This is a genomic window from Psychrobacter sp. JCM 18901 (assembly GCF_000586435.1).
GTDB lineage: Bacteria > Pseudomonadota > Gammaproteobacteria > Pseudomonadales > Moraxellaceae > Psychrobacter.
The window spans coordinates 16,078-29,712 of the sequence record NZ_BAWH01000003.1; the positions used below are offsets into that span (position 1 = coordinate 16,078).

The following is a 13,635-nucleotide window of genomic DNA, read 5'->3' on the forward strand; positions in this document are numbered from 1 at the left end:
TTAGTCTAAAACTGGTAAGTTGAATGGATTAGTTGGGTTAGTCTTTTCTATAGTCTGTCCAATCAAATTAATTGAAGAAATTGTTTATATCTTATAGCACTATTTTAATTTTACTAATAGGTGAGTAGCTGCTAGAACGATAAACCAATCTCTATAAACTAATCTTTCAAAAAAACTAGAAAATAAGGAATATCTATGATTAACGCATATGCAGCACAAGAGAAAGGTGGCAAATTTGAGCCTTATGAATATGACCCAGGTGCTGCTTTAGGCGATCACGAAGTAGAAATCGAAGTACATAGCTGCGGTATCTGCCACAGTGATTTATCGATGTGGCAAAATGAATGGGGTATGACTCAATATCCGTTTGTCGGTGGACATGAGGTTGCAGGTAAAGTCCTCAATAAAGGCAAGCAAGTCAAGCATCTAGAATTGGGCGATAAAGTCGGACTTGGCTGGCATAAAGGATACTGTAACGTCTGCGATCTATGTATCGATGGGGATCATAACTTATGCCCTGAGCAAGAAGGTACGATCATTGGTAACCACGGCGGCTTCGCAGATAAAGTACGCGCAAAAGATACTAGCGTCATCAAGATACCTGAAGGGCTTGATTTTAACGCGGTAGGACCACTGTTATGTGGCGGTGTCACAGTGTTTAACCCACTTATGCAGTACGACATCAAACCAACTTCTAGAGTGGCTGTAATTGGTATTGGTGGTTTGGGTCATTTGGCATTGCAGTTTGCCAATGCGTGGGGCTGTGAAGTGACGGCATTTACCAGTGAATCAAAAATGGAAGAAGCAAAAGAGATGGGCGCTCACCATTCACTAAACTCAAGAGACGATAGCGAAATTGAAAAAGCCGCAGGTTCTTTTGATTTAATTATCTCAACAGTGAACGTCGATATGAACTGGGATGTCGTGATCAAAACGCTAAGACCAAAAGGTAAGTTGCATTTTGTTGGGTTATTAGAAGCGCCACTAGAGATATCGGCTGCACCAATGATTATGGCTCAAAACAGTCTATCAGGATCGCCAGTTGGCTCACCATCGACGTTGCGTAAAATGCTAGATTTTGCTGCGCGCCATGATATTCAGCCAGTCACTGAAACATACAAAATGTCTGAGATTAATGAAGCGTTTGAGCGACTAGAGAGTGGTAATGCTCGCTGCTCGCTATAGAGTGGTGCTAGAGAGAGACTAAACGTCGTTACAGGCAACTAAATGTAGCCACCAAATAAGCACAATAATAGTGATACTCTAATTAATAGATAGAGTGTCACTATTTTTTGTATTAAAATTCTACTTTCTATCAGTTTTTAATACATGCGAATTATTTGGAACTGGGTCTAAGTGTTTTTATTTGATTCTTTACTGATGTAGTTCTTACTGCTTTTTTCTAAACTGCTAGTAGGTCGTTTTAAAATTATAAAAAACCCCTGCTACTGAGTTTACAATAGCAGGGGTAAATACTTGTCTTTTTCAGATGTAAGCAAGTAATAAAGTATCATACTGAGCATTTATTAAACCCTTGATTTTATTAGACACTGTCTTATGCAAAAATAAATAAAGTATCATACTGGAAAGTGATAATATACTAGCTTAGTACTTTTACGAGTAATAAAGTATCATACTGAGTAAACTAAGTGTAGCTCAAGCACCATCATTATAATACTCATTAAGTTAAAGTAATTAAGAAAAAATCAAATATTTTAATTATCTGACTATCTGATAGCTTAATATAGTGAGTTCGAAATAAAATCGATACGTTAATATTACCAGTGCTACTGGTATAAATTTTTCTGGCTGGATGCTGCCTGCGTTGCAGAGGCTGCGTAACCCATGTTTTAAAAGCAAGCATCCCAGTAGTCCTGTATCAGTTTTATAGTGATTCAACTATAAGCAGATCTGTTGTTAATTGACATTCAGTTGCAATGTAAGTGACTTAATAACATCCTGATCTCTCCCTAATGTCAGGTAGCTATCTTCTTTTGATACTCTTTTAATACCTAGGCTCGCAATTAAATCGTCAAGCGTATACTTAAAGCCACAATCAAATATCTTGAAGATATCGTCAAAGAATACTTTTGCAATGGCTGATTCAGGCAAATTAACTTCACGATTGAATGGTTTACGTTTCCATGTACCATTCGTAACCCTATCAATATTACTCTGAAGAATAGTATATATAGAGTTTGAAGCATGTTTATTTGTAATACTTGGCTTATTTGAATACGAGGAAGCGCTTTCAACTGCCATCCAAATCATACGACATAGCTCAGCAACAGAGTAAGTCGTCAAGTTTGCTTGTAACAGACTCATCATCTTGTCGCCTAATGGAGGTGCTAAACCATTAATTCTAGACCTTTCAATAAGGTAGCTCAGACATTCAGCTAACTGGATATTTTCGCACCAATCTCTGAACGCAACATTATCAATTAAATCATTGATGGTTATTTGATCTTTGATTTTGACCCTCAGGTCAGTTATATCTTTCGCATCATATGCAAAGTCAAAGGTAGCTTGAGAGTAGTCTAGATCTACATCTATCTCACCTGATTCGGTAACATCTACATAATCTAAGCTATCCAATGGTTTCAGTAATAAGACATTGGCTTCAAACAGATGCTTTAGTACTCTCTCATCCATTGTATATAAAGGAGACAAAGGCCTTTGCAGATTGTCTGCTAATGACAGCGTGGTCTTAAGATTATCAGATCCAAGGCTCTCAACAATAGCCATCAAAAGAAGCTTATCGATCAAACTTAGCTCTCCAAATGGAGGAGTAGCATCTTCTTGTTCAGCCCTATATCTTTTAAGACCCTCAATAATAGCCTGATGCTGCTCTTGTTCTAATCTTTCCTGCTCTAAAATATACTCACGCCACTCTCTTTCTTGCCGTTCATTAAAAGCTTTTAAACACTTATCACAACGCCAATTACTTATATCTAAATTAGTTAACTCAAATCGTGTTTTACACTCATTAATAACCCCACAGTCTAAACACTGACAATCCAAGACTTTAATACATGCATTCTCTCTAACTATATTAGTTATCTCACTTTGTTTAAGTTCATACTCCTTACTAAGGCTTCGACAGGTAAATACATAACTGGTTTTGTTATCGTTTTCACGCAGCCAGTATTTTTCACTAATATTTTTATTTTTATCGGTAATATTTGGTTGATACTCTATTATTGTTTTCATGCCTTCCTCATTAATACCGACTATATCCCGTGGATATTATAGCTGACCACTGTGAGTATTGCTATTTTTAGCAGTGGTTAATGAGATGATGACAGATGAACGTATGATTGCTTTTGGAAGACGTGTCCGCGAAGCACGAAAAAGCAAAGGAATATCTCAAGAAAGACTGGCAGAGATGGCTGATATTGATCGAAGTTATATGGGAAATATAGAGCGTGGCGAGAAGAATATCACGCTCAAAAAGGTCTATGATATTTGTGATGCTTTAAAGGTTGATATTAAAGAATTGATTTAATAGAACTAGTATGTAGGAATTTCATAACACTAAACCTGAACGAGCTTGAAAAGGTTCAGAAGCAACATGAAACGAAGAACGATAAGGAGTATAGAGTCTGAGGTGGTTTGCTTGAAAACCTTTGTAATACTCGTAGGGCTAAAATGAAGTTGATAAGGTCTACACTAAAATAGTTAACTATAAGTTGTAAAAAAACATATCAGATAATTAAGTAAAGTCCAAAATGATATGTTTTAATTGGCCTATATTGGCATGGTTATCAGACTCGTAATAGCTGCTATGTAACGGGAATGTTTTAGACACTAAGCTTTCAGCACTTTTACCATCTGATAAAAGTAGCTTATTAATACCTTCTACTGTTTTTTTGCTCATTACCTTCTAAAAGATAACCTATCATATTTCCTAATGGATATTTTTGAGAAATGAACCTATCCATACCCTCATTGATATAAGCTCGCTTTAAAGTCGAGTCTTTCTCTTTCAAACGTTTGGCTTCCATGTGGCATGTATATCGATTTTTACTCCATATTCTGAATAACACTAAATCTAATCTTGAAAGTTTATCGGCATAACCTTTGGTTTGATTATTTAGAGATACTAATAACTTACGCTCAGTTATAGCAGTTATTTCCTTATCTATAGATGCTTGATCGCTATTGATATAGCAACAAAGCATTTCTGTAAAGTCGTTTTCATACCATCCTGATTGATACTTTTTTTCAGAAAGCGCCTGACTATAGGCATTTATCAGTAATTCAAAACAGTCTTTTTCAAGAGCCTTTTTGAATGTATCCTGAATATTCGTTAATAGTGCCATTTAAACCCCGTTAAGTATTTCAAGGATTAAGTTGGAACCATCTTCCATCGCCATAGATTTTGACCAAAATCGACGTTGGTTTGGACGAACAATAAAAATATCATCATCTGATTTGTAGTTTAATATTTTTCTGACATAAATATTACTCGCCTTTTCTTCCCAAAGTTTTTCATCTAATTGTTTTAATTGAGCTGATACATTCTCATTAGAAACATGTATTGTTTCTTTTTCTTCAGAAAATGATAGCTTCACCATCATCAGCGGGCTATAGTGGCTAATATCGAAAACAGTTGCATTCACATACAAATTTTGACCTTCAATAAAGGCGTTCAATTTGTCAATCATGACTTTAGAGTAGTCCATTATTTGATTTTTTTGTACTGTATGTAAGGCAATAGACTGTGACTGCTTATCAAATAAATCTAAACTATAGGTTAAATTATCATTGATAGTGAAATCTGCATCTTCTGAAGCACCAAAGATATCAGATACTAGAATAGAGTCTATTTCTTGTTCTATTTCAGAGATTCTTCTATTAGCTAAGTGAAAATCAGACTTAAGAGTCTTAATTTCGTTGAATTTATTTTCTAGTAAAAGTAGCGTCTCATTACTCAACAATGGCATCAAAGCTGGACTTTCTAAGATTTCATCCATGAAAATCTGCTCTCTTTCGATACCCCAAGATGAGCTGGTTAAGAACAACAAATATGTCATTACTTTAGAGTTAAGAACGCAAACCAAAGTTTTTTTGTCTTTTTCAGTCGCATTGCCGTTAAACACATAACAAGCAGTTGTACAATAAGAAAAATAGTCAATATAAGAAGCTGTAATTCTCTTTTTATGTTGACCTTTTTTCATGATAACAAAGGGTGGACTAAATAGTCCTCTATCAATCATCCTAAACTTTTTTTAGATTACTCTCAGATGCTGACTCAGGAGTATAGTACCTATCTATCAATCGAGTATCCAATACTTTGTCTGGAATGAAATCAAGATGCTTCTTGTCTCCGTTGAGACCTACTTTCGGTTCTTCCCACTCATTATTTGAATTTTTCAGAAACTCTTTCATGGAAGATGTTCTAGCTGTTAAATTTTCAATCAACTTCCAGTCTGCCATACCGCCCCACATAGCAATTTTCCATATTTTGCTATTTGGATTTTGACATTCTACTCTAGGCAGATACTTTATGTCTGTACGATCAATCTGTAAGCCTTCAATTACATTAGATTTAACATAGGTTTTGGGTGCAGTATACTCAATTTGAGTCGATGGGTTTTCAGGTGTTTGACTTTGATAATAGACAATACTTATTGGTCCAATAGCATCACCAAATAAATGACCGCCAAAATTCTTTGGAACTTTTCGAAAAATTGAAAAATTGAAAACTTTCTCAACATAGCATTCGTTAAACAACCATTTCCTAAAGTTCTGGTATGTGCTACCCGTATTAGTCAATACCTTGGTATTGAAAATCAGTGCAATTTCTCCATGAGGTGCAAGATCGACTGCTTTATGCAAAAAAGGTAATACCATTTCTTTAGCGAAATTATACTTTTCGCAATATTCTCGAATCGATGGCAATAGCTGTTTAATCCCAAAAGGCGGATTACCAACGATTAAATCAAACTCATGGCTCTCAATCTCTTTATTTATCTCGATCGTATCTCTACAAAATAAATTATGACCTTGAACCTTTAGCATGTCATCATTTGGATTATTAATTAAATTAGGTAATAAATGACTCTCTTTTTGCCAAATAGTTTTTGGATCCAAGAAATCGACTAAAGCAAGGTATAAACTAAAAGTTGCCACTCTAATTGATTGCGGCTCTATTTCTATCCCAAAAATATTTTCTGTCAGCAATTTCTTTAGTTTTTTGAAATCAGTGAGCTTTTCGCCATGATGATTTTCATAACGTTTGACAAGGCGTTTAAAGCTTTCAACCAAAAATATCCCTGAACCACAACTGGGGTCAAGGATTTTGACATTATAGTTAGTGTATGATTTGGCAGTTGGAAGTTTTTCGTTAAGAATAAATTCAACTAATGATGGGGGTGTATAAAATGTTCCTGATTGTTTTTTTCTGTTCTGGATTAGACTCTAATAAAAAAACGTTCATATATTTCACTCAAAAGCTCTATTTGAATAATACTGAAGTCAAATATTCGCCATTCAGAGAATAAATCAACTTGCGCAGTATCTTCATTACCACTAATAAAGCACTTGCGAATAACGGCTAGCTGTTCTTTAGTAACCAGCTCCATCTCGTCTTCTTTAATAGTAAACACATTACCATTGAAATGTGTTTCTAGCTTCCGGTATAGATGATAAGTGTCTTTTACATTATATAGAATATCAAAATAGCATGTGGCTTTTGGATTGATCTGTTGGTAAAGATTGTCATCAGTTGCACCACGATCCTCTAGGTATAACAAAAAAAGCGAGCGTAATATAAGCTTATGAATTAAATCTTTTGATAGTCCGTCAGCTTCAAGTTTTTTGGTGGTTTCTATCAAACTATCAACCAGGTACCTATCAACTCGACGTTTCAAATTTATTTTTATGCGAATCTTATTAGATTCTTCTAATGTCCATACAATACCAGTATCTATCGCAATTCTAGAAAAAATTTTATTCAATTCTTCTAGGTGTTGTTGATTAGATAAGCTATATTTCCCAATCTCTAAACCTTCTAGTTCTTTTTCATAATTTGTTTTTTTGTGCTTTTAGAATTGGTTTTCCTGCACAGTTATAAATACGAATTTCAGTGTCAGAAAATACATATAAGAATAAAACCTTCTTATAATTCCAGATATTTTTTTGTGTTTCAGCAATTTCAATAAGTGCTCTGGAATCAAATGTTAAAACTTTTTTTAGAAAAATAGCTGGGAAGCTAGAGCCGTTTTCATCAGTATTAAAATATACTGAATCTACATTTAATTCTTTAACCTGCTGTAAAATAATAGCTTCACTTTCCGTACATTCATTTGAGTGTACAGAAACTGCTCTATTAAAGCCTAAAGTGGCTATTAAGTCTTTGTCAGCATCAATTAGCATAGTAATTTCGGCAAGCTCTTTGTGATAGAAATCAACTCTTTATCATAGCATTTTTACATTATAGTATCTATTGTTATTCAATATTGAATCGGACTGTACACATATTATTTAATAAAGCAAGATTTTAATTAGGTTGTAGTATATTCCAACGCATCCCAAATGATATCCTTCACCAGATCATCTTTAAACTGGGTGCTGAAGCTCACGCTAAGCCCGTCTGCTTCCATCTGATTCAATAGTCGTTCAGCATGCTTAATCTTACGGTTTTAATCTGCTCTCAGACTATCAGATGAGCTAGTATCTTTGGTCTCAACAACTAAATTTAGCATTTGACCTTTATCAGTTTCAACAATATAAGTAAAGTCTGGCGAGTAAGTACCACCCTCAGCTATTGCTATTCTAATGGAGTTTCTAGGAATTTTACTGATACTGTAACATGTAGAACTTGGTCTTTAACGTGGTATATTTCTAAAGGCGAATCATAGAAGACATTTTCGAAAAGATAAGCATTATCGGGCTTACCGTTATCATAATGAACACCGAACTAACCTGATTTTAACTCATCTAAATGTATGTCCTTAGAGTCTGCATGGCTGATAGGATTAGCTTGGTTAGATATGATTTTATAGCCTATTTCGAACTAATGAATCGCCTAGAATTATCTAACGATAATAAACTTTCTTTAACATGCAATATTTCGTTGATTTTGACTTCGTTTTTCTTGTCGTTATCCATGTTGTCTTTTGAAAAACAACCTCTGTGGGTTAAATGAAAAATAGAGTAGTCAGGTCAAAATGATAGTGATGGTTAGCTTTACGAAATCTTAGGTATCTAACATATCCCATTCGTCACCTAATACCCAACGTAGAGCTGATAATTTACCGTTAATCATACCCCATTCAAAGTCGCTCCAAGGACCTACATCTTCATATCTCTTTTCAACTCGTTCGGCAGATTTAATTGCGCTATCAAGAATATCTTTGTGAATAACGTGGTTACCGTAGCGTTCCGTGCCTTTAGGGACAATTTCTATCTCACCTTCATTTATGCTATATATTAGATTTTGATGGCGGTTATACCAAACTTTATCTACTAACTCGTCCATTACATTGAGGATTTCTCTTAACCCACGAGTTTCCTCTGTATAGTCATGTTCAAACTCTATTCCAGCCAAGTAATTATTATCAATATGGTCAATTGCTGATGCCAAATTATTGGAATAATAAATATTACCATTGAAAATATTTCAAAATCGTTATGAGGTTTCCGATGATCTTCTGCAGAAAAATCTTTGTGGTTGTGTGTTATGAAAAAAACAACTATCTGCACTATCGATATCTAATGAAAACTCATAAAATTGCTCGATTATTATGGCATCAGCTACTGAGTTTTTACTAATGTGGAATGGAGCTTTTTTTTCTAAGCCTCGTTGAACGGCTGCAATTTTTGAACGCTCGCTAATGGTTATTTTTTTCTGCTGATTCAATTAATTTCTCAACTCTAAAAATGGTGGCATAGTTAGCAGCCGTTAAAAGAGGCAGTCTTGCGTTTATATCGTTTAATACGTCAATGGTTTGAGCTCTATCTTTATCTGCAAACTCACTTATAATTGCTTTGACTTGTTTAAATTCTTGAGACAACCGCTTTGCTGTTTTATTTGCCACCTGTTCTTTGTTCCTTTCATATTCTTGAGCTACTAGATCAATTACGACTAGCTTCGCTGTCTCAGTACGCACTAGTTCTTCCAATGCAATAACTAGTGGCAACTCTTGTTTTTTTAGTAGAAATATCTAAAAAAACACAAGTGTCTAGAAATATATAAAACATATTACGTCGATAAATATTTCTAAAAAATTAGATTCATCTACTTCCATTATCCTCTATAGAGGAATGTATCGACTTATTTTACGTTCTAAGCGTACAATCTCCATATGGAACTTTTGGTAATAGGAATCGTCAGGGGCATTTTCTTTAGCGATATTCAATGATATAGTTGCATTTTCTATATTTCCATCTGCTAAATAAGCATATATTTTTTGCAATTCACATAAATGTATAGATTTTCCAAGTTCATTAGCTAAATTTAAACATTTGATAGATTCTTTGGTCTTATTTGCAATTCGAGATAGTATTTTCCCTTTCGTAAATTGAAGTTCAGAATGATTAGGATCGATGTTAGTAGCTTTACTGATTTTTTTCTAATGCTTGTGGGAAATTTTTATAAATAAATAAAGTGTTTGAGTATTTCTCTAACAGCCAGATATTTGTAGGATCTTCATCTATAGCTAATTCGTAATATTCAATTGCTTTTTCTTTATTTCCTTCATTAAAAAAATTTTCTAGCTACCCGCGCAAATCTACTTAAGTAAGCTTTTTGATCATTATCTGATATTTCTACCTCAATATACTTTAAAAATTCTGTATATCGATTTTGGATTCCTTGTAAATCCTTTTTAAGAGGATGTGTCTGACCATCAAAGCTTATTGTTCTGTTTTTACAAAATTTCATGAAATCATTATTGAAGGTGATTTGAAGTTGGCCGTCGATGCTGCTAAGTTGACAAATTCCTTTGCTACCTTCTAAAGTATTTTGAGCTAGAGAAAAAGTCAAATTAGCTTTATCAGAGGCTAATTGCATAAAATACTGATCATGATCAGGACCAAAATAAGTTAAAAGAAGTAAAAAATATTTTTCTTTTTCATTAAATCTTTCCCAAACATCAGAAAATAAGAACATACCTAAGTCTTTTTCTTGTAATCTTTTTACTTTATCTAGTGCGCTAACGAGTGAACTCTGTGGCTCATTTGCAAACTGTATAAAAACGTTCAGAATTAAAGGTTTATTGTTGAGTTCCCGAGTGATTCTTTTTAAAGTAGATATGCCTGCTTTTTTTAATTGCATCAATGTGTAATACATTCCCTCTTTTTTTGAATGTATTCAGCACCTTCTTCATCTGACCATTTACTTGTTTCAATTGGTCGCGCTTCAAGCCTTTCTGTTCGACGTGAAGTCAGTATTACTCTTCCAGCGTAACGTGAAAGTAAATTTATTTGTTTACCTAAATTAATAATATCTTCATCATTTTCAGCCATAGTTTCTGTATTATCTAAAATAATAAGATGCTCATTTTTCTTGATTTTCTCTTTTTCTAATAGGCTTTTTAATTTTCTAATAATAGTGTCTGCATCTTTCTGATACCAGCTACTGTCAAGTTTGACCTCTAATAGCTGTGCTATATGTAAAGCTACATCTGCAACACCTAGATTATTATTTGTGAGTGACTCTAAACCATACATTCCCCAACGAGTCTTTTTTTGCTGTATAAAAAGTAATAACACTGGGTTTCCACTCAACCTCAATAGAATCTTCAAGTACACGATGCATAAATTCCAAAATGAGAGTTGTTTTTCCAATACCACCATCACCATATACAAGACATCGTTTTGAATCTTCTACATCGTTAAACCAATCGATAAGTTCAGTTATTTCTTTTTCTCGTCCTGTAAAATCAGATACTGAGATAGCTCTCTCTGGTAAAAAAAATTAATGGATTCCAATCATTATATTCATACACATCATAAGTTTTTCTTTTAGAAATATTAAAAATTTTATTTGGTACTTCATAAAAGTGATCAGTTGCTTGTGTTAAAGTTACTTGAACTTTAACAGTAACATTAATCATCCCGTTATTAGTTTTCTTTATTCTGCGATAACAAGTAGGATGACCATCAAAGAGTCTTAATGTTTGTATAGGTGTAGAGATTTGAAAGTTTTTAGGAAAAAAACAGAGTATCTTCACCTTTACTTTCAGGTAAATAAAATTTTAATTTCTCTAAGATATATTCAATGATATCAATATCTAAAAATAAATTAGTTGAAGAGATACCATGTCCGAAGATACTTTCATTTCGATCTGCAACATATGTACATAAGATGTTTCTTAAAGATGTTTTTTTGATTTGTAACCATTCTACTAATGCAGGCTGATTTGAAATATCTTTATCTTCAAAGTAAAATCTGGCTAGGGAGCTATTTTTCAATTTCGCTATTTGTGTTAGAGAGTTGCTTATGAAATCAACGCATGCTCCATCTGCAGGTTGGAGCAACTCCGTAAAACCAATATCAATTTTAGACATATTTCCAGAGCTTTCTTTAGCTAAAATATTTATATATTCCGCATTTGAAATACAGATGTGTTGAATGAGCATTCTAAAAATACTTAGACTTACTTCAGAAATATTTTTTTTGTGCTTTTAACTTACGTGCAGCTCTAATGTTATTTAAGAAAATATTGTACATTGTGAAATCCAAGTATATAGCAGGCCTTTGATATTATCCGAAGTTATATGCCATGGTTTATCTTTAAGCAAATATAAATTTTTAGATAAGGCATAAAATTATTGCATATTTATATGTAATAGTGCTCATTTTTTTGCAAATGAAAGAAGAAATAGAGAATTAAGTGCTTCAATAACGCTCTTCTTAGTCATATCAAAGAGCTTAGTATATCTATAAAGTCTATATTTTTCTTCTACCTTTTAGAGCCGTAAGTATTAATCTAAACTATCAGCTGAGCATCTACTCATAGCTATTGAGCTCTTTAACGAATTATTTTGTGGTATGACAGCTATTGTTTCTATAGCAAGTAATGAAACAGATAAGGTTTTTTAAGAGTGACAAAAATATTAAATTAATAAAAACAAAATGATAATGCACGTTTTTATGTTGAGTATACACAATCAATCAGCTAAACCCAAAACCTTAGTTAATCTTTTCTGCCATCGTATAAAATTGTCACTATTTTCGGTAAGCTCAAGCATATCTTGAGGATGATTCATGGTATGGACATCGCCAAATTTTTTTCAAATAACTGGCCTTAGGCCAACGCAGTGAACTCTTAACAACTATGCTCAATAGCTCATCAATATGATCATTCCAATAATCTATATTATTGATTTTTACTATTAAGGTCGATATTGGCTTAGAGTTATCAGTGGTATCTACTTCTAAAACGACGAACTGAGATATGTCGGTTTCGATTCTTACTTCAAGTAAAGATCGTTTATTACCGTCTATGGTTCTATGTAATCTCGATCGACCAATAGCTGGCAAAAAGTGCAATTCTTCATGGTATTCAATACCATGTTGCTCTGATAGTTTTTTTAATTAGTAGCTTAAATGCTTCAAATCGCTGCATATAAAGCTCTAATACTTCACTTTCATCATCAAGCCCTGTGAAGTCAGCTTGGCACGCAGTACCATCAATCGTAGCTTCGTCTGCACTAAGATCAAGCTCTACGAGATCTTCATACTCTTTGGATTCTAGCCCATTTGAACTTGGGACTCTTTTTTTAACGACCTTTCGAGTTTCTATTGCATTTGCGAAGCTAAAAGATGTGGTTGGAATATCTAACTTTTTTTAATTTAGTATCAATATCTGCATCTTGCTGATCGTCAATAGTGTTGCTATTTGCTGAAATAACTGACTTAGCTCCACTACCTGTGGCGCTACCTTTTATACCTGTTTTGAATTTCTCGCTATAAAACCGTACTGTTTTAGGCAAAGCAGAAGAAATGTTGCTAATGCCTAAAATCTCATGGACATAGTAATTACCAGTGTTTTTATCCATCCAACCTCTGGTCTCTAGCGAGATGTTGTCAAGTCGTGGCGGACTAAATCTAAAGTGCCATGTTTTCTTATCTTCAGTTTCCTGAACTTCTTCAATGAAATTTTCCGCGATACTTTCATAGGAAAAACGCGCGTTCTTATCTATTAATATCCAAGCCAGTAAGCGTCTCTGTCCTTCATTTTCAAAAGACTTTATAGGTAAGGAGCTTATAGGCAAAACATTTACTAATACCGAATCATCCTGTATATCCTGAATCCAAAACTCTCTACTAAGTAACCCCTGGTCAATACAGTTTCGAGCAAGGTAAGCATTATGAAAAAAATAAAATTCGTGCAAACTCAATCTGAGGAATATGAACCGTTACCATTGAATCATTTGATCTGATATAGTCAAACACAAAGGTATTACCACCGCCTTCTGAATCAGTACCTACCTGCCAATTAAAAGTAGAGATATCACTTAAATTAAATGGATAGCCACCTTTACGAGACTGCCCATCTGATGGGTTTATAACTCTTCTTTTTGCAAGACTGGTAGATTTGATAGCCTAGTATGTAATATCTGATCTTGTCCAGCGCTTGTCGCGCACAGCTCAAGGTTCCATGTCTTCAAGTGTTTAAACTT

Annotated in this window: 17 protein-coding genes; 2 read left to right on the forward strand and 15 right to left on the reverse strand. The window is 33.9% G+C overall.

The window, feature by feature from the left end:
- The first annotated feature begins 195 nt into the window (after positions 1-195).
- Positions 196-1,185: an NAD(P)-dependent alcohol dehydrogenase gene (locus tag TT11_RS03625; RefSeq protein WP_370587769.1), complete on the forward strand. Its 990-nt coding sequence runs from the start codon at positions 196-198 to the stop codon at positions 1,183-1,185.
- Positions 1,186-1,917: 732 nt separating this feature from the next.
- On the opposite strand, the gene TT11_RS03630 is transcribed toward TT11_RS03625, so the two are convergent.
- Positions 1,918-3,210 (reverse strand): hypothetical protein, encoded by a 1,293-nt coding sequence (locus TT11_RS03630; protein WP_261869117.1) that lies wholly within the window; start codon positions 3,208-3,210, stop codon positions 1,918-1,920.
- Positions 3,211-3,295: 85 nt separating this feature from the next.
- Between TT11_RS03630 and TT11_RS03635 the strand changes: the two genes are divergently transcribed.
- Positions 3,296-3,505 (forward strand): helix-turn-helix domain-containing protein, encoded by a 210-nt coding sequence (locus TT11_RS03635; protein WP_370587770.1) that lies wholly within the window; start codon positions 3,296-3,298, stop codon positions 3,503-3,505.
- Between the two features lie 343 nt (positions 3,506-3,848).
- Here TT11_RS03635 and TT11_RS03640 read toward each other — a convergent pair whose 3' ends face one another.
- The 14 genes from TT11_RS03640 to TT11_RS03700 form a co-directional block, all read right to left on the reverse strand.
- Entirely contained in the window at positions 3,849-4,322 is a 474-nt protein-coding gene (locus TT11_RS03640) for a hypothetical protein (protein WP_261869118.1), read from the reverse strand.
- Positions 4,323-5,180, reverse strand: coding sequence for a hypothetical protein (locus TT11_RS03645; protein WP_261869119.1), 858 nt, complete (start codon positions 5,178-5,180; stop codon positions 4,323-4,325).
- A gap of 40 nt (positions 5,181-5,220) precedes the next feature.
- Complete coding sequence (locus tag TT11_RS03650) at positions 5,221-6,417, reverse strand: class I SAM-dependent DNA methyltransferase (RefSeq protein ID WP_261869194.1); 1,197 nt, start codon at positions 6,415-6,417, stop codon at positions 5,221-5,223.
- The gene (locus tag TT11_RS03655; RefSeq protein WP_261869120.1) at positions 6,417-6,962 is read right to left on the reverse strand and encodes a hypothetical protein; all 546 of its coding nucleotides are present in this window, start codon (positions 6,960-6,962) and stop codon (positions 6,417-6,419) included. The genes TT11_RS03650 and TT11_RS03655 overlap by 1 nt, the downstream gene beginning before the upstream one ends.
- Before the next feature lie 64 nt (positions 6,963-7,026).
- Positions 7,027-7,380, reverse strand: a complete 354-nt coding sequence (locus tag TT11_RS03660) for a hypothetical protein (RefSeq protein WP_261869121.1) — start codon at positions 7,378-7,380, stop codon at positions 7,027-7,029.
- 266 nt (positions 7,381-7,646) lie between these two features.
- Positions 7,647-7,808: a hypothetical protein gene (locus TT11_RS16970; protein ID WP_370587776.1), complete on the reverse strand. Its 162-nt coding sequence runs from the start codon at positions 7,806-7,808 to the stop codon at positions 7,647-7,649.
- 395 nt (positions 7,809-8,203) lie between these two features.
- Positions 8,204-8,590 (reverse strand): hypothetical protein, encoded by a 387-nt coding sequence (locus tag TT11_RS03665; protein WP_261869122.1) that lies wholly within the window; start codon positions 8,588-8,590, stop codon positions 8,204-8,206.
- A gap of 247 nt (positions 8,591-8,837) precedes the next feature.
- A complete protein-coding gene (locus tag TT11_RS03670; protein ID WP_261869123.1) occupies positions 8,838-9,116 on the reverse strand; it encodes a hypothetical protein in 279 nt (92 codons plus the stop codon).
- Positions 9,117-9,706: 590 nt separating this feature from the next.
- Complete coding sequence (locus tag TT11_RS03675) at positions 9,707-10,285, reverse strand: hypothetical protein (RefSeq protein WP_261869124.1); 579 nt, start codon at positions 10,283-10,285, stop codon at positions 9,707-9,709.
- On the reverse strand, positions 10,282-10,719 hold the full coding sequence (locus TT11_RS03680) for a hypothetical protein (RefSeq protein WP_261869125.1): 438 nt from the start codon (positions 10,717-10,719) through the stop codon (positions 10,282-10,284). The genes TT11_RS03675 and TT11_RS03680 overlap by 4 nt, the downstream gene beginning before the upstream one ends.
- Entirely contained in the window at positions 10,649-10,903 is a 255-nt protein-coding gene (locus TT11_RS03685) for an ATP-binding protein (protein WP_370587777.1), read from the reverse strand. Before TT11_RS03685 ends, TT11_RS03680 begins: the two co-directional genes overlap by 71 nt.
- Positions 10,904-11,154: 251 nt before the next feature.
- Positions 11,155-11,589 (reverse strand): hypothetical protein, encoded by a 435-nt coding sequence (locus tag TT11_RS03690; protein WP_261869126.1) that lies wholly within the window; start codon positions 11,587-11,589, stop codon positions 11,155-11,157.
- Between the two features lie 604 nt (positions 11,590-12,193).
- Positions 12,194-12,502 carry a Tn7-like element transposition protein TnsE gene (locus tag TT11_RS03695; RefSeq protein ID WP_370587771.1) on the reverse strand — a complete coding sequence of 103 codons (309 nt, stop codon included), beginning with the start codon at positions 12,500-12,502 and terminating at the stop codon, positions 12,194-12,196.
- 266 nt (positions 12,503-12,768) lie between these two features.
- The gene (locus tag TT11_RS03700; RefSeq protein ID WP_261869128.1) at positions 12,769-13,347 is read right to left on the reverse strand and encodes a hypothetical protein; all 579 of its coding nucleotides are present in this window, start codon (positions 13,345-13,347) and stop codon (positions 12,769-12,771) included.
- Between the last annotated feature and the right edge of the window lie 288 nt (positions 13,348-13,635).

Coding starts and splice junctions, on each gene's coding strand:
- TT11_RS03645 (WP_261869119.1), bottom strand. CDS start 5,180: ATGAAAAAAGGTCAACATAAAAAGAGAATTACAGCTTCTTATATTGAC.
- TT11_RS03640 (WP_261869118.1), bottom strand. CDS start 4,322: ATGGCACTATTAACGAATATTCAGGATACATTCAAAAAGGCTCTTGAA.
- TT11_RS03635 (WP_370587770.1), top strand. CDS start 3,296: ATGATGACAGATGAACGTATGATTGCTTTTGGAAGACGTGTCCGCGAA.
- TT11_RS03660 (WP_261869121.1), bottom strand. CDS start 7,380: ATGCTAATTGATGCTGACAAAGACTTAATAGCCACTTTAGGCTTTAAT.
- TT11_RS03630 (WP_261869117.1), bottom strand. CDS start 3,210: ATGAAAACAATAATAGAGTATCAACCAAATATTACCGATAAAAATAAA.
- TT11_RS03625 (WP_370587769.1), top strand. CDS start 196: ATGATTAACGCATATGCAGCACAAGAGAAAGGTGGCAAATTTGAGCCT.
- TT11_RS03690 (WP_261869126.1), bottom strand. CDS start 11,589: ATGCTCATTCAACACATCTGTATTTCAAATGCGGAATATATAAATATT.